The organism is Micromonospora sp. FIMYZ51 (assembly GCF_038246755.1).
In the GTDB taxonomy this organism is placed as follows: Bacteria; Actinomycetota; Actinomycetes; order Mycobacteriales; family Micromonosporaceae; genus Micromonospora.
Genome location: NZ_CP134706.1, coordinates 2,526,301 through 2,546,336 on the forward strand (window position 1 = coordinate 2,526,301; position 20,036 = coordinate 2,546,336).

At 72.9% G+C, this 20,036-nt stretch carries 17 protein-coding genes; 7 read left to right on the forward strand and 10 right to left on the reverse strand.

What is annotated here, in order from left to right; genetic code table 11:
- Positions 1-80: 80 nt before the first annotated feature.
- Both QQG74_RS12315 and QQG74_RS12320 read right to left on the reverse strand, forming a co-directional pair.
- On the reverse strand, positions 81-2,321 hold the full coding sequence (locus QQG74_RS12315; protein ID WP_341720418.1) for a carbohydrate binding domain-containing protein: 2,241 nt from the start codon (positions 2,319-2,321) through the stop codon (positions 81-83).
- Positions 2,322-2,414: 93 nt separating this feature from the next.
- Complete coding sequence (locus QQG74_RS12320) at positions 2,415-3,632, reverse strand: carbohydrate binding domain-containing protein (RefSeq protein ID WP_341720419.1); 1,218 nt, start codon at positions 3,630-3,632, stop codon at positions 2,415-2,417.
- Positions 3,633-3,847: 215 nt separating this feature from the next.
- Between QQG74_RS12320 and QQG74_RS12325 the strand changes: the two genes are divergently transcribed.
- The 4 genes from QQG74_RS12325 (at position 3,848) to QQG74_RS12340 (ending at position 7,234) form a co-directional block, all read left to right on the forward strand.
- Complete coding sequence (locus QQG74_RS12325) at positions 3,848-4,633, forward strand: AfsR/SARP family transcriptional regulator (protein WP_341720420.1); 786 nt, start codon at positions 3,848-3,850, stop codon at positions 4,631-4,633.
- 109 nt (positions 4,634-4,742) lie between these two features.
- Complete coding sequence (locus QQG74_RS12330; protein WP_341720421.1) at positions 4,743-5,348, forward strand: DNA-3-methyladenine glycosylase; 606 nt, start codon at positions 4,743-4,745, stop codon at positions 5,346-5,348.
- 138 nt (positions 5,349-5,486) lie between these two features.
- Positions 5,487-6,614, forward strand: coding sequence for an LLM class flavin-dependent oxidoreductase (locus QQG74_RS12335; protein ID WP_341720422.1), 1,128 nt, complete (start codon positions 5,487-5,489; stop codon positions 6,612-6,614).
- On the forward strand, positions 6,611-7,234 hold the full coding sequence (locus QQG74_RS12340; protein WP_341720423.1) for an FMN reductase: 624 nt from the start codon (positions 6,611-6,613) through the stop codon (positions 7,232-7,234). The genes QQG74_RS12335 and QQG74_RS12340 overlap by 4 nt, the downstream gene beginning before the upstream one ends.
- Positions 7,235-7,339: 105 nt before the next feature.
- Here the strand turns inward: QQG74_RS12340 and QQG74_RS12345 are convergent, their stop codons facing one another.
- The 5 genes from QQG74_RS12345 to ppdK form a co-directional block, all read right to left on the reverse strand.
- Complete coding sequence (locus QQG74_RS12345) at positions 7,340-8,185, reverse strand: universal stress protein (protein WP_341720424.1); 846 nt, start codon at positions 8,183-8,185, stop codon at positions 7,340-7,342.
- Between the two features lie 43 nt (positions 8,186-8,228).
- On the reverse strand, positions 8,229-9,125 hold the full coding sequence (locus tag QQG74_RS12350; protein ID WP_341720425.1) for a universal stress protein: 897 nt from the start codon (positions 9,123-9,125) through the stop codon (positions 8,229-8,231).
- Between the two features lie 20 nt (positions 9,126-9,145).
- A complete protein-coding gene (locus tag QQG74_RS12355) occupies positions 9,146-11,767 on the reverse strand; it encodes a cation-transporting P-type ATPase (protein WP_341720426.1) in 2,622 nt (873 codons plus the stop codon).
- 269 nt (positions 11,768-12,036) lie between these two features.
- Positions 12,037-12,504 carry a hypothetical protein gene (locus tag QQG74_RS12360; RefSeq protein WP_341720427.1) on the reverse strand — a complete coding sequence of 156 codons (468 nt, stop codon included), beginning with the start codon at positions 12,502-12,504 and terminating at the stop codon, positions 12,037-12,039.
- Between the two features lie 11 nt (positions 12,505-12,515).
- A complete protein-coding gene (gene ppdK, locus QQG74_RS12365) occupies positions 12,516-15,176 on the reverse strand; it encodes a pyruvate, phosphate dikinase (RefSeq protein WP_341720428.1) in 2,661 nt (886 codons plus the stop codon).
- A gap of 185 nt (positions 15,177-15,361) precedes the next feature.
- Here ppdK and QQG74_RS12370 point away from each other — a divergent pair, with 185 nt between their 5' ends.
- The 3 genes from QQG74_RS12370 to QQG74_RS12380 all read left to right on the forward strand — a co-directional run bounded on the left by QQG74_RS12370 (position 15,362) and on the right by QQG74_RS12380 (position 18,066).
- Entirely contained in the window at positions 15,362-15,841 is a 480-nt protein-coding gene (locus QQG74_RS12370) for a GNAT family N-acetyltransferase (RefSeq protein WP_341720429.1), read from the forward strand.
- A gap of 68 nt (positions 15,842-15,909) precedes the next feature.
- The gene (locus QQG74_RS12375) at positions 15,910-16,551 is read left to right on the forward strand and encodes a hypothetical protein (RefSeq protein ID WP_341720430.1); all 642 of its coding nucleotides are present in this window, start codon (positions 15,910-15,912) and stop codon (positions 16,549-16,551) included.
- Between the two features lie 135 nt (positions 16,552-16,686).
- Positions 16,687-18,066: a hemolysin family protein gene (locus tag QQG74_RS12380; RefSeq protein WP_341720431.1), complete on the forward strand. Its 1,380-nt coding sequence runs from the start codon at positions 16,687-16,689 to the stop codon at positions 18,064-18,066.
- Here the strand turns inward: QQG74_RS12380 and QQG74_RS12385 are convergent.
- From QQG74_RS12385 to QQG74_RS12395, 3 genes are read right to left on the reverse strand one after another with little or no spacing between them, the layout of a single operon-like run.
- Positions 18,039-18,377: a PRC-barrel domain-containing protein gene (locus QQG74_RS12385; protein WP_341720432.1), complete on the reverse strand. Its 339-nt coding sequence runs from the start codon at positions 18,375-18,377 to the stop codon at positions 18,039-18,041. The genes QQG74_RS12380 and QQG74_RS12385 overlap by 28 nt on opposite strands.
- Positions 18,364-18,744 (reverse strand): hypothetical protein, encoded by a 381-nt coding sequence (locus QQG74_RS12390; RefSeq protein WP_341720433.1) that lies wholly within the window; start codon positions 18,742-18,744, stop codon positions 18,364-18,366. The genes QQG74_RS12385 and QQG74_RS12390 overlap by 14 nt, the downstream gene beginning before the upstream one ends.
- The gene (locus tag QQG74_RS12395) at positions 18,741-19,967 is read right to left on the reverse strand and encodes a divalent metal cation transporter (protein ID WP_341720434.1); all 1,227 of its coding nucleotides are present in this window, start codon (positions 19,965-19,967) and stop codon (positions 18,741-18,743) included. Before QQG74_RS12395 ends, QQG74_RS12390 begins: the two co-directional genes overlap by 4 nt.
- Between the last annotated feature and the right edge of the window lie 69 nt (positions 19,968-20,036).

The window sequence follows — 20,036 nt, forward strand, 5'->3', positions numbered from 1 at the left end:
GTCAGGTCTTCCGACCGGCTGGTGCCGGATACGCCCCGTGGCCGTACCCGGCACCAGCACCAGCAGGAGAACCGGTCCGGCTACGGGCGAAGCCGGTTGGCGAAGACGTACGCCGCCAGGGCCTCGCCCGAGGCGACACCGGCATCGGCGTCGAATCGGAAGTGCACCCCGAGGTAGATCCGGCTCACCGCGTTCTCCGTGGCGGCCTGGCTGAAGCTGGTGAAGCTCCGGGTGACCCCCGAGGCGTACGGGTCATCGGTGGTGAGGGTGAAGGCCAGGTTGTCGGTGCCGAAGTAGCGTCGCATGATGCCCGCCCACGCTCCGGCGAAGGTGGCGTGCCCGGAGGCGTACGCCGGGAACGGCGGCGAGAAGCTGACCCCGGCGTGGTCCTTGGACAGCGGTCGCCAGTTGGGGTCGGCGACGGTTTCCGAACGTCCGTCCTCGTGGGCGCGCTGGATCGCGGTCTCCGGTCGCCACAGGTCGATGCTGGTCAGGAACTTTCCGTCCCGGGCCACGATGCCGGCGTCGGCGAGGGCGAGCCCCACCAGTGCGTAGAGCCGGACGTTCTCCATGATGGTCAGGCCACGCTGCACCGACAGGATCGTGGTGTGGTCCAGCAACTGCCCCGGCGGCTTGTACGTGCCGTCCAGGTCGTTGGCCCAGAAATGGGCGATCTGGGTCTGCGTGGCGGTCCGGGTGGTCGAGTTCGCCGCGCCCAGCTGCCGCACCTCGTTGAGCTGGTTGCCGTACTCCGGCTTGCTGAGCAGATCCGCGTACGAGGTGGCGGCCAGCGGCGGCGGCGGGCGGAACTGACTGCCCGAGGTCATCGTGAACGGCGTGACCAGACCCCAGTTCGGGGCCAGCGCCGGCCGGGAGTCCGTCGGCCGCCACGCGCCGGGAACGTTTTCCGACTGGTACGGCGCGTTGTTTGCGGAACCGTCGTTGCTCCGGGCGGAGATCATGGCGTCGGCCGCCTGCGCGCCGATCGAGGCACCCCGGTCGAGTTGCAGCTGGCTGGTGCCGGTCGGTAGCTGGGCGGTGGCGTGGGTCAGGTTCGCGGTGAAGCTACGGCCCGGGAACGCCGCCACCAGCGCGCTGTACGCCGCCTTGTTGATCGCCGCTTCCAGCGACGGGGCGACGCTGTCCGCCGTGACCGGCACCCGGACCAGGTACGGCTGGCTGGTCGGCACCACCGAGGTGGCCGCGTCGTAGATCGCGCCGTGCATCATCGCGCCGGCTCGGCCGAGCACGGTCGGACCGGCCGCGGTGCCGGTCGCGGCGCGATAGGCGTCGAGCAGGACGCCGTTCCAGTAGCGCACCGGATCGAACGGGGCCTCGGTCAGCTCGACAAGCGAGACGTTGTCGAGCCAGGCGGTGAAGGCGGGACCGCCGCCGAAGTGGAACATCACCTGCCCGTCGCTGGCGGCAAGCGGCGAGGTGAAGGTGAAGGAGAAGTGCTGCGGGCTGGTGGTGAGGTTGATGCTGCGACTGAACGGCGCGGTGTGCGGGGCGGCCTCCCGCTGCACGACCGCCTGGACGGCCCGTGCGGTACTGGCCGAGGCGTCGAACGCGATCCGGTAGGAGCGACCGGCCCGCAGCGTCAGGCCGCTCTGGCCGACGAGGTCCTCCCACGGCTGGGCGGTGCCGCCGCCCACCCCGACCCGGAGCCGTTGGCCGTCCACGCTCAGCTGGGTCGCGGTGTTGCTCCGCCACCACGATGCGGTGCTGCTGCTGAAGGTGCCGTTGTCGACCAACTCCGTCTCGATCAGGGAGACGTTGTCCAGGCAGACGGTCACCGCCTGCGGCCGACCGCCGAGCTGAAAGACCACCTGCCCGCTGGCGGTACCGATCGACGAGGTGAACGGGATCGAGATCCGACGCAGGCCGGCGTTGGCCTGGACGCCCTGGTCCACGGCGGCCGTCTGGGGGGCGGCTTCGAGCTGCACCCGGGCCCGGATGTTCACCGATGCGTTCGCCGAGACGTCGAAGGAGAGCGCGTACGCCTTCCCCTGGGTCAGGGTGATGCCGCTCTGGCCGACCAGGGCGTCGTACACGTTTGTCGTTCCGCCGGCCACGTTGACGCAGAGTTGCCCGGCGACGACCTGAAGACTGGTGTGCTGGCTGTTCCACCAGGACGCCGAGCCGCTGCCGAAGCTGCCGTTGCTGATCAGCTCCGCCAGCGGCGCGGCAGCTGCCGGTTGGGCGGGTGCCGCCAGGGTGCTGCCCAGCACCGTGGCGAGCACGGTGCCGGTCAGCAGGCGGGCGTACCGTCTGAGCCGGGGGCCGGCGGGTGGCGATGTGGACGAGGACGAACGGACCACTGAGGACTCCAAGCGGGAAGGAATCGGCGATTGCCGACCTCAGCCTGGTCCGCGTCAATATCATCTCGATAGCGTTGCCATGACAGAGAGTGACTACCGGCTCGGGCTCGGGGCCGCAGCGTCCTCGACGAGCGAGAGGTCGGCCAGCATGACCTGGTAGGTGTCGGGGTGACCGCCCAGCTGGAAGGTGATCTCTGCGTGCTCGGTGCTCCGGTCGGCGACGAACGAGAACCGCTGGTGGCAGCGCACCAGATCGGTGTCGAGGTCACGCATCAGCAGCGCCGGATAGTCGGGTGGCAGATTCTCCTGCACGGTGACCCGGAGTTGGGTCGGTGCGCTGGTGAGCAGGTCGAACGAGAGCGTGTAGCTTCGTCCCTCGACCAGGTGGACACCCCGGTACATCAGGATCGCGTCCCACGGATTGGCCGTGCCGCCAAGCACCCGGGCCCAGAGCCGGTCGTTCTCGGCGGAGACGTCGACGGTCGCCGCGCTCAGGTCCCAGGGGCCGGCGGTGCCGGTGCCGAAGCTGCGGTCCTGGACAAGCTCGGTGCCGGCGGGACGAGGTGGGGCCGCCGCGCACTGCGTCGGGGACGTGGTGGCGGTAGCGCTTGGCGGCGTACCGAAGCCGAGACGGTCGGTCCGGTCCCCGGACGGCGACGGCTGGCCGTCGTACAGCATCCTGGTGCCGGCCATCCCGACGGCCCCGCCGATCAGGAAGAAGACAAGCGCCGTGGTGACGAGCAGCCGCCAGCGGCCGGTCGACGCCGGCGCCGCCGTTCCCGTCGATCGGCCCGGCTCGGCCGGTTCGGCCGAGCGGCCCCGCGCCGCCGGTTCGGCCGAGCGGCCCGGCACGGCGGGTCCGGCCGAGCGGTCGGGGTCCGGTGCCGACTCGTGCACGTCGGCGGTCGGGGCGGGGGCAGCACCGTCGTCGGCGCGCTCCGCACTGGGCGTCGGGGGATCGGCAAGCGTGCGCCACGCCTGCCGCCAACGCTCGACCTCGGTCTCGATCTCGTGTTCCCGGCGACGGCGGGCCCGCAGGCAGGCCCGCACGAACGACTCGACGAACTCCAGTCGAGGCAGCCGGGGCAGTCGCTTCCCGGCGAGCACCTCGTGGGTGGTGCTGCTCGGCAGGGCCTCCAACTGCCGACCGCCCGGCCCCAACCGGGTCCCGGCCAACTCCCGCAGCACGCGCAGCGAAGGCTGCCCCGCCCAGGCGCGCAGCCGGTTGAGTTGCGTCACCAACTGCGCCGCGTCGCCGGCAACCGCCGGGTCCGGCGGTCCGTCGCCCGGCTGGCGCGATCCGGTATCCATTCCCCCCGCCGAACCCACCCGCTGCCTCCAGTCACCTGCCGACGCCGTCCCAGTCGCCACCGTCAGTACCGGCGCACTCACTTTCTCCTGTGGACCATGATCTCAGTACCGGGATGTCCGGCATCGTCCGGCAACGCCGTACGCCGATGTCTGGAATCGTCCGGCTGCCGCCGGGAGCTTGCCGGACGAACAGGCCGGCTGCTTGCCTCACCAAAGTGGATTTCCGACTTCTCGGGCCGCTGGAGATCGGGTACGGCACCCGGTTGCTCACCCTGGGCGCGGCCAGGCAACGTGCCGTGCTCGCCGTCCTGCTGCTGTCCGCCAATCGAACCGTCAGCGTGGAGTCGCTGGCCGACCGAATCTGGGGGCATGAGCGGCCCGCCAGTGCCCGCCGGACGATCCGGACCTACATCTCACGGATCAGGCAGATACTGCCCGAACCCGTGTTGCAGACCAATTCCACCGGCTACCTGCTGCGGATCCCACCTGCCGCGCTCGACCTGCACCGCTTCGAGCAGGGCACCGCCTACGCCCGGGCCCGGTTGGCCACCGATCCGGCCGCGGCGGCGACCGCCCTGCGCGCGGCGCTCGCCCTGTGGCGCGGCCCGGCCCTGGCCGATCTCGGTCCCGCCATGATCCGCGACACCGAAGGACCCCGGCTGCGGGAGCTCAGACTAGCCGCGATCGAGGACCGGATCGACGCCGAACTACGCCTCGGTCACCACGCCCGGCTCATCGGTGAGCTGCTCAGCCTGGCCGCGCACCATCCGCTGCGGGAGCGCCTGGTCGGCCAGTTGATGGTCGCGCTGGACCGGTCCGGTCAGCGGGCGGACGCGCTTGCCGTCTACCGGCGTACCCGCGATCGGCTGGTGGAGGAGTTGGGGGTGGAGCCGGGCCCCGCACTCCGGCAGGTGCACCGCCAGGTGCTGACGGACCAGGCGCACCTACGGACGGTCCTGCGCACACGTACCAGCGCTCCGGTGGTGGTGCGGGCCGGTTAGGCGCCCCGGATCACATCGCCGCGTCGGGCCGGTTAGGCGACCCGGATCACATCGCCGCGTCGGGCCGGTCGGCGTTGCGGGTCGAGGTGGCACGCGGTTACCTGGACGGATGGACCACCCCTGGCTGCACGCGCCCGCCGCCGACGTCGCCGAGACCGCACGTGGCCTGCTCGGCTGGGAACTCTCGGCCGGTGGCGTGCGGATCCGGCTCACCGAGGTCGAGGCGTACGCCGGGACCGGTGCGGACCCGGCCTCGCACGCCCACCGTGGTCCGACGCCCCGCACCCGGGTGATGTTCGGGCCGGCGGGGTACGCCTACACGTACTTCGTGTTCGGGATGCACTGGTGTCTGAACGTCGTCTGCGGCCGGGACGGGGAGGCGGCGGCGGTCCTGCTGCGCGCCGGTGAGGTGGTCGATGGGGTGGATCTGGCCCGTAAGCGGCGCGGCGAGGTGGCCGACCGGGAGCTGGCCCGGGGGCCGGCCCGGCTGGTGGTGGCGCTGGGCATCGACGCGACGGCGAACGGCACCTCGATGCTCGACGGGACCGGACCGTTGCTGCTGACGCCGCCGTCGCGCCCGGTGGCACCGTCGGCCGTCTCCGCCGGCCCGCGCGTCGGGGTGGCCGCCGCGCACGACGTGCCCTGGCGTTTCTGGATCACCGGCGACCCGACCGTCAGCCCGTACCGCCGGCACGTGCCACGACGACGCAGCTGACCCGTCCGGCAATGTCTGCGTCAGGCGTGACGGGGGACACTGGGGCGAGACGGGCTCGCGGAATAGTTGACTCGTCAAATATGTTGTCGGGGACGCCGGGTGGCACCCCGCCCCGGTCGGACGACACGAGGAGCTGTCATGCAGTTCGGAGTCTTCACCGTCGGCGACGTCACGGTCGACCCGACAAACGGTCGTGAGCCGACCGAGGCGGAGCGGATCAAGGCGATGGTGACCATCGCGCTCAAGGCCGAGGAGGTCGGTCTCGACGTCTTCGCCACCGGCGAGCACCACAATCCGCCGTTCGTGCCGTCGTCGCCCACCACGATGCTGGGCTGGATCGCCGCCCGTACCGAGCGGCTGCTGCTCTCCACCGCGACCACGCTGATCACCACAAACGACCCGGTGAAGATCGCCGAGGACTACGCGATGTTGCAGCACCTCGCCGACGGCCGGGTGGACCTGATGATGGGGCGCGGCAACACCGGCCCGGTCTATCCCTGGTTCGGCCAGGACATCCGCAACGGCATCCCGCTCGCGATCGAGAACTACGACCTGTTGCGCCGGCTCTGGCGGGAGGACGTGGTCGACTGGTCCGGCCGGTTCCGTACCCCGTTGCAGTCGTTCACCTCGACGCCGCGCCCGCTCGACGGCGTACCGCCGTTCGTCTGGCACGGCTCGATCCGCAGCCCGGAGATCGCCGAGCAGGCCGCCTACTACGGCGACGGCTTCTTCGCCAACCACATCTTCTGGCCGGCGGAGCACACCCGGCGGATGGTGGGGCTCTACCGGCAGCGCTTCGAGCACTACGGCCACGGCTCCGCCGACCAGGCCATCGTCGGCCTCGGCGGCCAGGTGTTCATGCGCAGGAACTCCCAGGACGCGGTACGCGAGTTCCGGCCGTACTTCGACAACGCGCCGGTCTACGGGCACGGCCCGTCGCTTGAGGAGTTCACCGCGCAGACCCCGCTGACGGTGGGCAGCCCGCAGCAGGTCATCGACCGGACCCTCGGCTTCCGCGACTACGTCGGCGACTACCAGCGGCAGCTGTTCCTCATCGACCACGCCGGGCTGCCGCTGAAGACGGTGCTGGAGCAGCTGGACCTTCTCGGCGAGGAGGTCGTGCCGGTGCTGCGCAAGGAGTTCGACTCGCTGCGGCCGGCGCACGTACCGCTGGCGCCGACCCACGCCTCGCTGCGGGCCGCCGCCGAGCGCGCGGCAGCCGGCGACGAGACCCTCGCCGCTACCGGCGCGGAGGCCGACAAGTGACCGCACGCACCCTCGCCGTGGTGTCGGCGGGCCTCAGCCAGCCCTCGTCGACCCGGCTGCTCGCCGACCAGCTCGCCGCGGCCACCCGCGACGAGCTGGTCGGGCGCGGCGACCCGGTCGAGCTGCGCCCGGTCGACCTGCGTGAGTACGCCCACGACATCGTCAACCATCTGCTCACCGGCTTTCCGGCGGAGCCGCTGCGGCAGGCGCTGGAACAGGTCACCGGCGCCGACGGGCTGATCGCCGTAACCCCGATCTTCAACGCCTCGTACAACGGGCTGTTCAAGTCGTTCTTCGACCTGGTCGACGCCGAGGCGTTGGCCGGCCGGCCGGTGCTGATCGGGGCCACCGGCGGCACCGCCCGGCACTCCCTCGCCCTGGAACACGCGGTCCGTCCGATGTTCAGCTACCTGCGGGCGGTGGTCACCCCGACGGCGGTCTTCGCCGCGCCCGAGGACTGGTCCGGCCCTACGGCGGAGGGCGCGTTGCGGGCCCGGATCGGTCGGGCCGGTCGGGAACTGGCCGAGGAGATCCACCGGCGGCCCGCAGCGAGCGGGCCGGTCGATCCGTTCACCCTCACCACCGACTTCGAGCAGCTGCTGCGCGGCGGCGACGGCTGATTCGTTGCTGCGGGACCGGGGGATGCCCGCTACCCCGCCGGTGACCCCGGACGCTCGCCGCCCACATCCCGCCCGCCGCCCCACATCGGGGCGGCGGGCGATTTCTCAGGCCGCGTGCCCGTACGGGTGAGCGACGAGCACCGGGCAGCGGGCGTGGTGCACAAGGGCCTGACTTACCGACCCGAGCAGCAGCCCGGTGAACCCGCCCCGCCCTCGGGACCCGGCCACCACAAGCGCGGCCGACCCGGACGCCTCGATCAGCGCCTGGTCAGGTTTGGGGGCGGTGATCAGGCGTTCGGTCACGGTCAGCTCCGGGTGACTGCCCCGCGCGGCGGCTGCCGCCGTGGCCAGCAGGTCGGTGGCCGGCGCGTCCGCACCGGCGTCCCGCTCGTCGGCGATGTGCACCAGCACCAGCTCGGCACCGCGCCGGCTGGCCTCGTCCGCGCCGTACCCGACGGCGAGTTCGGCCGACTCCGAGCCGTCCACCCCGACCAGCACCGGCCCCTCGGTCGGGATCGGCCGGTCCGGCGGCCGGACCACAAGCACCGGGCAGTGGCCGTGCGCGGCGACCTGGGTGCCGACCGAGCCGAGCAGGAGTCCGGCGAAGCCGCCGAGGCCCCGGCTGCCCACCACGACCAGCTCCGCCCGCCGGGACTCCTCGACCAGGGTGGCGCCCGGGCCGCCGGCCACCTGCCGCACCTCGACGCTCAACCCCGGCCACCTGTCGACCAGCTCGGCGGCGGCCTGTTCGAGCATCTTGCGGCCGTCCTCCGAGGGTGCCGGCAACCCCACGTCGTACGGGTTGATCGGCACCCCGTAGCCGAGCGGATGCAGGTAGCCGTGCACCAGGTGCAGCGGACGGGACCGCCACACCGCCGCCTGCGCGGCGTGCTCGGCGGCGACCAGGCTCGGCGGCGACCCGTCCACGCCCACCACGACAGCTCGGTTCATCAGCCTTCTCCAGAGGTCGGTCAGGTCGTTGTCGACCGGTTGGTCATGATCCCTTGACCGTACGCGGCTTCCGCACGATCGCCACCGGCGACTCGGCGTGGTGCAGCACCGCGTGGCTGACCGAGCCGAGCAGCAGCCCGCCCAGCGCGCCCCGCCCGCGTGCGCCGACCACCACCAGTTGCGCGGTGCGGGACTGTTCCACAAGCGCCCCGCCGGGGGAGCCGCGGACCAGCCGCTGCCGCACGGTCACCTCCGGATAGCGCTCGGACCAGCCGGCCACCGATTCGGCGAGGACGCGCTCCTCCTGCTCCCGGAAGGCGTCCAGGTCGTAGACCAGCGGCAGGATGTCGCCGGGGCCGACCGGCGTCGGATACAGCCAGGCGTGCACCGCGATCAGCTCGGTGTCCCGCCGGGACGCCTCCGCGAACGCGAACGCCACCGCCTGTTCGGAGAGTTCCGAGCCGTCGACACCGACCACCACCGGACCGCTCGCCGGCACCTCGCCCCGGATCACCAGCACCGGGCAGTCGGCGTGCGCGCTCACCTGCACGGCGGTCGAGCCGAGCAGCAGTCCGGCGAAACCGCCGAGGCCCCGGCTGCCGAGCACCACCAACTCGGCGGCGCTGGACTCCGCGAGCAGGACCGCGCTCGCCGCGCCGGGGACCACCGCACCGTCCACGGTCACCTCCGGCGCCACCTTGTGGGCCTCGGCCACCGCCTCGTTGACGTGCTGCCACGCCTGGTTGCGCAGGCCGGCGTCGGCGGGCGCGCCGGGGGCCGGGCCGAGCGGCACCCGCATCAGCGGCCAGATGAACGCGTGCACGATCCGCAGCGGGCAGCCCCGCTCCGCGGCCTCGCGCGCGGCGGCTCGGACCGCCTGCAAGGCCACCTCGGAACCGTCCGTACCCACCACGACTGGGGCTGCCATGTTGCTGGTCATCGTCTCCTCCTCGTCCGTTGTCAGCCTGACTCACCGGGCGGTGTCACGGACCCGCACCGCCGTTTCCGGGCGCCGATCTGCCGGCTCAGCCACAGCACCAGACCCGGCAGGGTGCTCACCACGGCGCAGGCGAGCAGCTCCACCGCGCTGAGCGCCTCGGTGCCGAGCAACTCCCGCAGCGGCGGCACCAGCACCCCGGCTACCTGTAGCAGGGCGGAGGCGGCCACGGCCAGCGGCAACGCCGGATTGCTCCGCCGTGCGCCCGCCGGCCGGGGGGCCCGGACCGCCAGCGCCACCCCGAGTTGGGCGAGGCCCAGCACCACGAACACCACCGACTGCCAGGGCCGGTCCCACCGTGCGGCGAGTACGCCCGCGCCGAGCGTCACCGCCGAGATCAGCGCGCCGGTGACCAGGATCTGCCGGCCGAGCCCGGCGCCCAGCACCGACTCCCGGGGCGAGCGCGGTGCCCGGCGCAGTGTCCCGGGCTCGGCCGGCTCGGCACCCAGGGCGACTCCCGGCACGCCATGGGTGAGCAGGTTGATCCAGAGGATCTGTGCCGGCAGCAGCGGCACGGGCAGCCCGAACAGCGGCCCGAGCAGCATCACCGCGATCTCGGCCAGCCCGCCGGAGAGGGCGTAGCGCAGGAACCGGCGGATGTTGTCGTAGATCCGGCGTCCCTCGCCGATCGCGGTGGTCACGGTCGACAGTTCGTCGTCGACCAGGACCAGGTCGGCCGCCTGGCGGGCCACCTCGGTGCCGCCACCCATGGCCACGCCGATGTCGGCCCGCCGCAGCGCTGGCGCGTCGTTGACCCCGTCGCCGGTCATCGCCACCACGTGCCCCCGCGACTGCAACCCGGCGATGATGTCGAGCTTCTGCTCCGGCTGGGTACGCGCGAACACCCGCGCGGCCGGGGGCGCGTCGGCGGGATCGCCGGTGTCGCCGCGTACCACCGGATCGCCCTCGCGCCAGAGGCCGAGTCGACCGGCGATCGTCGCCGCGGTGGCCGGGTGGTCGCCGGTGACAAGCATCAGCTGAACCCCGGCGTCGGCGAGGCCGTCGGCGGTGTCCGGCGCACCGGCGCGCAGTGGGTCACCGACCGCGACCAGTCCCACCGGGCGCAGTCCCTGCGGTCGGGCGGGATCGGTGGGCGGGGTGTCGACCAGGGCCACCGCCAGTGCGAGCACCCGCAGCCCGTCGGCGGCCAGCCGGTGCGCGGCGGCGCTCAGCGTGGCCAACTCGTCGGCGGTGGCGTCGAGCAGGGGTGCGGTGAGCACGCTCTCCGGGGCACCCTTGCACACCACCAGGTAGCGGCCGTCACAGGAGCGGTGCACCGTGGTCATCCGGCGCAGCTGCTGATCGAAGGGGTGTTCGGCGATCCGGGGCCAGGCCCGGCGGGTCGCCTCGGGGTCCAGGGCGCATCGGGCGGCGAAGGCCACCAGCGCCGCCTCCAACGGATCACCGACGGCGCCCCATGCCGGCCGTTCGTCGTTCGGCGGGGCCAGGGTCGCGTCGTTGCACAGCAGCCCGGCTCGGGCCAGCTGGCGCAGCTCGTCCGGCGCGGTCACCTGGACGCCGTCCCGGTGCACCGCACCGTGCGGGGCGTACCCGCTGCCGGTGATCGTGAACTGGGCGTCGTCGGCGGTGACCGCCTGCTGTACGGCCATCCGACCCTCGGTGAGCGTGCCGGTCTTGTCCGAGGCGATCACGGTGACCGAGCCGAGCGTCTCCACCGCGTGCAACCGGCGGGGGATCGCCCGGGCGGCGGCCATCCGACGCGCGCCGAGCGCCAGGGCCAGCGTGACGACCGCGGGCAGCGACTCCGGCACGGCGGCCACCACCAGGCTCACCGCGGTGACCGCCATGTCCACCACCGGCCGCCCGCCGAGCACGCCGACGGCGAAAACCAGCCCGGAGAGGAGGACGGCGACCAGGCCGAGGATCCGGCCGAGGGAGTTGAGGCGGCGTTGCAGCGGCGTGGCGGCCGGTCGGGTGGTGGCCGCCAGGGTGGCGATCCGGCCCAGCGCGCTCGCCGGCCCGGTACGCAGCACCGTGCCGGCGCCCCGACCGGTGGTCACCACCGTGCCGGCGCTGGCGTCGTCGCCGACCGCGCGGTCCACCGAGACCGACTCGCCGGTCAGCGCCGACTCGTCCAGGGTCAGCCGGTTCGCGGCGTCGAGCAGCAGGTCGGCCGGCACCACGTCACCGGCCTCCAGCCGGACGTGGTCGCCCCGGACCAGTTCGGCGGCGGGCAGCACCTCGTCCTGACCGTCACGGACCACCCGGGCGGTCGGCGCGGCGAGCTGGTCGAGCGCGGCGATGGCCCGGTCGGCGCGTACCTCCTGAACCACCCCGATCGCGGTGTTGACCGCGACGACGAGCAGGATCACCGCCGTGTCCGGGTAGTCCCGCAGCGCGGTGGTGACCACCGCGGCGGCCAGCAGCAGGGCGACCAGGGGATCGGTGAGCTGCCGCAGGATCCGGCCGGCCAGGTGCCGGCGGGGCGGTGCGGCGGCGACGTTCGGCCCGTCGACGCGCAACCGCCGCGCCGCCTCGGCCGAACTGAGCCCGACGCCCTGTCCCGCCGTCTCGACGGCCTCCGTGCGTACGTTTCCGCCCGCGAACTGGACCTGTCCGGTCACCGGCCGCTCCACCCCGTCCGCCGGGCCGCCCCTACGGCACGCCCGCTGTCATCCCAAGCCTCGCCCGGGTCGACCGCGACCGGCAGGGGCGATCCGCCCACGTGACCCGGGACCAACGGCCCTGCCGTGATCTTCACGCCCTGCGGCCCCGGCAACCGGCGGCGGCCCCGCGGCCCCGGCAACCGGCAGTGGTCCCGCAGGCCCCGGCCCCGGCAACCGGCGGCGGCCCCGCCGGTCCCGGGGGACCGGCGGGGCACTCGGTGCACCCGTCACCCGTTGACCACCAGCCGTCGGGCCCGCAGCAGTCGGGCCCACCAGGGTCGGGGTGCTTGCGGAGCCGGTGCGCGCACGCCACGGAGGCTGACCCAGCCGCCCGGTCCCATGGTCAACGTGCCGATCGCGGGTGGCCGGCGTCGGCCCAGCACCGCGACGCCGACGGTGACCAACCCGGCGGCCAGCACCGCGGCCGTCGCGACGAGCAGCCGGTCCGGGTCGGGCAGCGGCCGGTACCGGACCTCCCCGTCGCTGGCCACGAAGACGCCGATCGGGCGTCCGTCGCGGGTCACCGGCACCAGCGCGGCGGGCGGCGTGCCGGGCAGCGGCAGCACCGGGCCGACCGGAGCCGGCGGTGCCTCGGCGACCGGCTGCGCCGGCTCGGGAGCCGGCCGCGCGGCCTCGGCGGACGGCCGGGGCGGGACCAGCGGCATCGGCCCGGTGGCGTTGAAGATCGCAGTCATCTCGGAACCTCCTATCGAGCGTCGGAGCCGGCGCAGGTGGGAACCACAGCGGCCCGGCCGGCGGCCAACCGGGCGATCGGCACCCGGTACGGCGAGCAGGAGACGTAGTCCAGTCCCGCCTCGGCGAAGAACTCCACCGACTCCGGGTCGCCGCCGTGTTCGCCGCAGACACCCACGGTCAGTTCCGGACGCGCGGCCCGGCCCTCGGTCACGGCCAGCCGGATCAACCGGCCCACCCCGGCGGTGTCGACGGTTTCGAACGGTGACGCCTCGACGATGCCCCGCTTCAGGTAGTCGCCGAGGAACGAGCCCTCCCCGTCGTCCCGGGAGAACGCCCAGGTGGTCTGGGTCAGGTCGTTGGTGCCGAGGGAGAAGAACTCGGCCTGGCGGGCGATCGGGCCGGCGGTCAGCGCCGCCCGGGGCGTCTCGACCATCGTGCCGATCGGGATCGGCGGGGCACCGGCGACGGTGGCCAGCACGTCAGCCACCTCGGCCCGTACCGCGGCCAGTTCCCGCACGTCGACGACGAGCGGCACCATGATCTCCGGGCGCGGGTCGCCGCCCTCGGCCACCCGCTGCGCCGCCGCCTCCGCGACGGCCCGGACCTGCATCGCGAACAGCCCCGGCACGACCAGACCCAACCGGACCCCGCGCAGGCCCAGCATCGGGTTGCTCTCCTGCATGCGGCGGACCGCGGCCAGCAGCACCGCGTCGCGGCCCGGGTCCTGCCCCAGCGCCTGGGCCCGAGCGACCCGCTCGGCCAGTTCGGGAAGCGCGGGCAGGAACTCGTGCAGCGGCGGATCGAGCAACCGGATGGTGACCGGCAGGCCGTCCATCGCGGCGAGAATCGCGACGAAGTCCGCCCGCTGCAACGGCAGCAGTTCGGCAAGCGCGGCGGCGGTCTCGTCCGGGCCGTCGGCCAGGATCAGCCGCTCGACCAGGGACCGCCGGGCACCGAGGAACATGTGCTCGGTACGGCACAGCCCGACGCCGGCGGCACCCAGCGCCCGGGCCCGCGTCGCGTCGGCGGGGGTGTCGGCGTTGGCGCGTACGCCCAGCCGCCGCACCGCGTCGGCGTGCCGCAGCAGCCGGTCCACGGCCGAGACCAGCCGGTCGGACTCCGGTGCCAGGTCACCGGCGAGGTAGCGGGTCACCGGGGAGGGCCGTACCGGAACCTCGCCGAGGTACACCTGGCCCGTGGTGCCGTCGATGGAGATCAGGTCGCCGGCCCGGACCGTTCGTTCGCCGACCCGGAACTCGCCGCGCTCCGGGTCGACCTCCAGCGCCTCCGCCCCGCACACGCAGGTGCGCCCCATGCCCCGGGCGACCACTGCGGCGTGTGAGGTCTTGCCGCCCCGGGCGGTGAGGATCCCGGCAGCGGCGATCATGCCCGGCAGGTCGTCCGGGTTGGTCTCGCGGCGCACCAGGATCACCGGCCCGTCCGCCGCCGTGGCGGCGGCGCTGTCGAAGACGACCCGACCGGCGGCTGCCCCGGGCGAGGCGCCGACCCCGGTGGCCAGCGGCTCCGGCGTGGCGTCCGGGTCGAAGGTGGGGAACATCAATTGGGCCAGTTGCGCCCCGGTGACCCGGGTCAACGCCTCGTCCCAGCTGATCAGACCCTCGTCGGCCAGCTGCGCGGCGATCACGAACGCCGCCGCCGGGGTGCGCTTGCCGACCCGGGTCTGCAACATCCACAACCGTCCCCGCTCGATGGTGAACTCCACGTCGCACAGGTCCCGGTAGTGCCGCTCAAGCGTCGTCATGATCCCGGTGAGCCGGCGGTAGCTGGCCGGATCGATGTGGGCCAGCTCGTCCAGCCCGACCGTGTTGCGGATCCCGGCCACCACATCCTCACCCTGGGCGTCCGGCAGGTAGTCGCCGTACACACCGGGAGCGCCGGTGGCCGGGTCGCGGGTGAACGCCACGCCGGTGCCCGAATCGGGGCCCAGGTTGCCGAAGACCATCGCCATCACGTTGACCGCGGTGCCCAGGTCGTCCGGGATGTGTTCGCGGTGCCGGTAGAGCACCGCGCGCTCGGCGTTCCACGACTCGAAGACCGCCCGGATCGCCAGGTACAGCTGCTCGTGCGGCGCCTGCGGGAAGTCATGACCGACCCGGTCGGCGAAGATCTTCTTGTACGTCTCGACAAGCCCGCTCAGCTGTTCCGCCGTCGGCCCGTCCGCACCGGCGGTGGCCCGCAACGCGGTCAGCTCCCGGTCGAACTCCTCGGCCGGTACGCCGTGCACCGTGCGGCCGAACATCTGGATCAACCGCCGGTACGAGTCCCAGGCGAACCGGTCGTCGCCACTGATCCGGGCCAGACCCGTCACGGTGGCGTCGTTGAGGCCGATGTCCAGGATCGTCTCCATCATCCCCGGCATCGAGTAGCGTCCGCCCGAGCGGACGGCCAGCAGCAGCGGCTCGACCGGGTCGCCAAGCCGCCGGCCCAGCCGCACCTCGATCTCCCTCAGGTGGGCGTTTACCTCGTCGAAGAGGCCCTCTGGCACACCCTCGCCGGCCAGGTAGGCCCGGCAGGCTTCCGTGCTGACGGTGAAGCCGGGCGGCACCGGCAAGCCGAGCCTGGTCATCTCGGCCAGATTGGCGCCCTTGCCGCCGAGCAGGTCGGCCAGGTCTCGGCCGCCCTCGATGAAGTCGTACACGTACCTGGTCATGGCCCGGCCTCCAATTCGCCGTAACTGCCTCTGACCTGTTGATAACAGCGCCGGGGACCACCGGGGCAGGGCCGAAGGCCGATCCGGCAGGGGCCACAGGTCCCCCGCCGGACGCGGCTGGTGGCGAGCACCGCTTCCGGTGGGTGGGGCCGGCGCTTGCGCACCTGGCCGCGTATGGTCGGCCGGTGCCCGACGACCTGCGCCTGCGTCCGGTCGGCGAAGACGACCTGGTGGAGTTCTTCGCCCAGCAACTCGATCCGGAGGCCAACCGGATGGCGGCCTTCGGCGCACCGGATCCGACCGACCGGCGGGCGTTCGCCGCACACTGGGTGCGCATCCTGACCGATCCGCGGATCGTGGCCCGGACCGTGACCGTGGACGACGAGGTGGTCGGGCACGTGCTGGCCTTTCCGGTGGGCGACCGGACCGAGGTCGGCTACTGGATCGACCGGTCCCGGTGGTCTCGCGGGTACGCCACCCGCGCGCTCGCCGCGCTGCTGCGCGAGGTCACCCACCGGCCGCTGTACGCCCGAACGGCTACCGACAACGCCGCCTCGCTGGCGGTGCTGCGCAAGTGCGGGTTCGTGGTGCGCGACACCGATCGGGCGTACGCCCCGGCTCGTGGCCACGACGTCGACGAGTACGTCCTGGAACTGCCCGACTGACCGGTCCGCCGGCCCGGTCGGTGGCCACCCGCCTCGCCGTTGACCAGGGCGGCGACTACCCTCGCGGGGTGAACTGGCTGGAACTTGTCGGCTGGGCCGGCTCGGCGCTGCTGGTCTGGTCCCTGCTACAGACGCGCATCCTGCGGCTGCGTGCCCTGAACCTGGTCGGCTGTCTCGTGCTGATCGGCTACAACGCGGCGGTGCAGGTGTGGCCCATGGTGGGGCTCAACGTGGTGCTCGCCGTGATCAACCTCTGGTATCTGCGGCGGTTGTTCACCACCCGGCACGACGAGCAGACCTACCAGGTGGTCGAGGTGGGCCCCGACGACGCGTTCCTGGCGCACACGCTGCGGGTGCACGCCGCCGACATCGCCCGGTTCAACCCGGGCTTCCGGCCCGGCCCGGTGCCGGGTCGGTCGGCCTACCTCGTGGTCCGCGCCGACGAGGTGGTCGGCGTGGTGCTGGCCCGGGACGCGGGTGCCGGCGTCGCGCAGATCGATCTCGACTACGTCACCCCGTCGTTCCGGGACTTCACCCCGGGTGAGTTCGTCTACCGGCGCAGCAGTCTGTTCACCGACCGTGGTTTCCGCCGGGTGGTCAGCCCGCCGGGCATGATCGCCCCGTACTACCACCGTCTCGGCTTCCGCCGCGAGGGCCACTCCTACGTCCTGGATCTGCCGAGCACCCCCCTCTCGCACACCAAACCCTGACCCCTCCGGGCCGGTGGCGTAGGTGCCCGTCGGGAGATGGTTCACGGACGGGGCGAATGGGCATAGGCACCGGCACGCCGGCGGGAGCCGCTGGCGGCGCCACCGGGCGCGGTCCAGCGAGAGGGAGAACCGGGCGTGCAGAGCTACTGGAGTCAGCTGGCCCTGGTCGGAGTCCTGATCGTGGTGAACGCGATTTTCGCGGGCAGCGAACTGGCGCTGGTGTCGCTGCGCGACAGCCAGGTGCAGCGACTGGAACGTACCGGCCGGGCCGGTCGGGTGCTGGCCCGGTTGGCCCGGGACCCGAACCGCTTCCTGGCCACCATCCAGATCGGCATCACCCTGGCCGGGTTCCTGGCCTCGGCGGCTGCTGCGGTGTCCCTGGCCCGGCCGCTGGTGCCGCTGCTTGAGGGCGTGTTCGGCCGGGCCGCCGAACCGGCGGCCATCGTGCTGGTCACGCTGGCGTTGACCTTCTTCACCCTGGTCTTCGGTGAGCTGGCGCCGAAACGGATCGCGATGCAGATCCCGGAACGTTGGGCGCTGCTGGTCGCGCGCCCACTGGACCTGCTCGCCGCGTTCACCCGCCCGGCGGTCTGGGCGTTGAGCGCCACAAGTGACCTGGTGGTGCGGATGGTGGGCCTGAACCCGAAGCCCGAGCGGGACGAGATCAGCCCCGACGAGCTGCGCGACATCGTCGCCGGCCACCACGGCTTCACCAAGGAGCAGCAGACCATCATCGCCGGTGCGGTGGAGATCGCCGAACGGAAGCTGCGCGCGGTGCTGGTGCCCCGGCTCCAGGTCTTCTGCCTGGACAGCGGCACCACCGCCGAGGCCGCCCGGCTGGTGCTGGCCGCCTCCGGGCACTCCCGCGCGCCGGTGGTCCGGCACGGGGGCCTGGACGAGGCGGTCGGCGTCATCCACCTGCGGGACCTGGTCGGCGTACGCGACGACCAGCCGGTCGACGAGTACGCCCGGCCGCCGATGCTGCTGCCGGACTCGGTGCCGGTGGTGGACGCGCTGCGCCAGTTCAAGGCGGAGCGTCAGCACATGGCCCTGGTGGTGGACGAGCGCGGCGCGGTCGACGGGATCGTCACCCTGGAGGACATCCTGGAGGAGATCGTCGGCGAGATCTACGACGAGACCGACCGGGACGTACGCGAGGTGCGCACCGAGCCGGACGGTTCGCTGCTGCTGCCCGGCACCTTCCCGATGCACGACCTGCCCGACATCGGTGTCGACCTGCCGGGGCGCCCGGAGGGCGACTACACCACGGTCGCCGGGCTGGTGCTGGCCGTGCTCGGCCGGATTCCCACGCTCGGCGAGCACGTCACCGTCGACGACTGGCGGCTGGAGGTCACCCACGCCGACGACCGGGCCATCTCCGGGATCCGGCTGCGCCGTGACGCCGAGCGGGCCGAGTCGGACGAGGATCCGGAAGCGACCTCGGCTGCGGACCGGGACCCGGCGGCGGGGCAGGATCCGGCGGAGGGTCAGCCCTCGCCGGCCACGCTCTCCTGACCCGGTGCGGGTGGCTCGGGCCCGGGCAGGCCGGGCAGCGGCGGTTCCAGCCGGACCCGGTGCATCGGCACCTGGATGGTGCTGCGGCCGAGCAGTCGGGCCGCCGCGCGGATCGCCCACGGGCCGGACGGGTGCCGTTCGGAGCCGATCAGCCGCCCGCTCAACCGGCCGTACCAGTGTCGGGTGACGACCAGGTCGGTAAGCCGCAGCGGTCCGCCGGGCGCACCGCGGACGACCAGGTCCACCACCCGACCCAGCCGTCGGCCCTGGTCGTCGTACGCGGTCCGGCCCAGCAGCTCACCCGCTCGCACGGCCGGCTCCCGGGATCCGGTCGATCAGGTGGTGGCGCAGCCAGTCCTCCACCGGTGAGGTGGGTAGTTCATCGGCCCGGATCCGCAGCCACACGGCACTGTCGACCCGGGCGACCAGCGAGTACGGGATGCGCAGCGGCGCCAGCGGCCGGTCCGTGACGAACCGTTCGGCGGTAAGTACCAGCATCCGGCCGAGCCGGCCGCCGACCCGCAGCCCGAGCGCGCCCGGACCGCTGAGCAGCGTCCGCAGGTACAAGTTGCCCTCCGCGTCCCGCGCGAACTCCACGTCGTCGACCTTGCCGATCAGCCGACCGTGCCGGTCGACGAGTTGCCGGTCGAGCAACTCGCGGCTCACCTCGATCCTCACTGTCCCATCCTGGTGCCGATGGCCAGCGGTACGGCGGCGATCGACGCCGCCAGGATGATCAGCAGCAGCGCGGCGGCAAGCGTGTTGAGCCAGCGCCCGTTGACCCGGTCGCCGAGGTACGTGCGGTCGTTGGCGACCACCAGGATCGGCAGGTACGTCAGGGGCAACGCCACCGCGCTGATGATCAGCATGTACTCGGTGAGCGCCACCGGGTCGATTGTGGTGAGCAGCAGGAGCACCCCGATCAGCACGCTGACCAGCAGCACGGTGTGAAACCGGGCCGCTTCACGGGGGCTGACCCGCTTGCCCCACTGCCAGCCGAAGTACTGCGCGGCGGTGTACGCGGCGGACAGCCCGGTCTCCAGCGCGGCGCCGAAGGTGACCGCGAAGAACGCCAGCGCCGCGATGGCCAGGCCGACTCCGCCGAAGGCCAGCACGACCGGATGGGCGACCTCCTCGAGACCGGTGACGGTCAGGCCGGCGGGGCCCAGCACCACTGTCGCGGTGGCGATCAGGGAGAGTGCGAGGAACCCGCCGATCGGGAACCCGACAAGCACGCTGAACCGGGCGTCGGCCAGGTCGGCCGCGCTCCAGCGTTCCTCCACGCCGCCGGAGGAGAAGAAGAAGACCTCGTACGGACTGACCGTGGAGGCGAACAGCGCCACCGCGACGAACCAGTACGCCCCCCAGCCCTGTCCGGCCTCGTCGATGGTGACCGCGCCCCGGCCGAGCGCCGCCCAGTCGGTCGGCAGCCAGAACAGCGCCACGGCGAAGACCACAAGCGTCAGACCGGCCAGCCCGAACACCCGCTCCATCACCGGGAACCGGATGCGCCACAGCACCAACCAGACCGCCGCCCCGGCGACCGGCACCCAGATCAGGTACGGCACTCCGCTGGCCAGCCGCAGCGCCAGCGCCACCCCGCCCAGTTCGGCGCCCAGGGTGACCACGGTGACCACGTACGACGCCATCAGGTTGAGCAGTGCCACCCGGGCGCCGAGCCGCTCCCGGATCAGGTCGAACACCGCCCGGCCGGTCACCGCCGCGATTCGTCCGGCCATCTCGGCGTACGCACAGATCGCCACCACGCCGAGCAGCAGCACCCAGCTGTGCGCCATGCCGAAGCGTGCGCCGGCCTGACTGGCGGCGACCAGGTCGCCGATGTCCACGAAACCGCCGACCGCGGAGAGGATCCCGAGCGTGGCGGCGAGGAGTTTCCTCATGTCGGCGTCGCGGACTCAATCATCGACCCGACCATATCGCTATCAAAGCCGCAATATGCCGCGAAATGC

Coding starts and splice junctions, on each gene's coding strand:
- QQG74_RS12320 (WP_341720419.1), bottom strand. CDS start 3,632: ATGGATACCGGATCGCGCCAGCCGGGCGACGGACCGCCGGACCCGGCG.
- QQG74_RS12330 (WP_341720421.1), top strand. CDS start 4,743: ATGGACCACCCCTGGCTGCACGCGCCCGCCGCCGACGTCGCCGAGACC.
- QQG74_RS12335 (WP_341720422.1), top strand. CDS start 5,487: ATGCAGTTCGGAGTCTTCACCGTCGGCGACGTCACGGTCGACCCGACA.
- QQG74_RS12345 (WP_341720424.1), bottom strand. CDS start 8,185: ATGAACCGAGCTGTCGTGGTGGGCGTGGACGGGTCGCCGCCGAGCCTG.
- QQG74_RS12350 (WP_341720425.1), bottom strand. CDS start 9,125: ATGACCAGCAACATGGCAGCCCCAGTCGTGGTGGGTACGGACGGTTCC.
- QQG74_RS12360 (WP_341720427.1), bottom strand. CDS start 12,504: ATGACTGCGATCTTCAACGCCACCGGGCCGATGCCGCTGGTCCCGCCC.
- ppdK (WP_341720428.1), bottom strand. CDS start 15,176: ATGACCAGGTACGTGTACGACTTCATCGAGGGCGGCCGAGACCTGGCC.
- QQG74_RS12395 (WP_341720434.1), bottom strand. CDS start 19,967: ATGAGGAAACTCCTCGCCGCCACGCTCGGGATCCTCTCCGCGGTCGGC.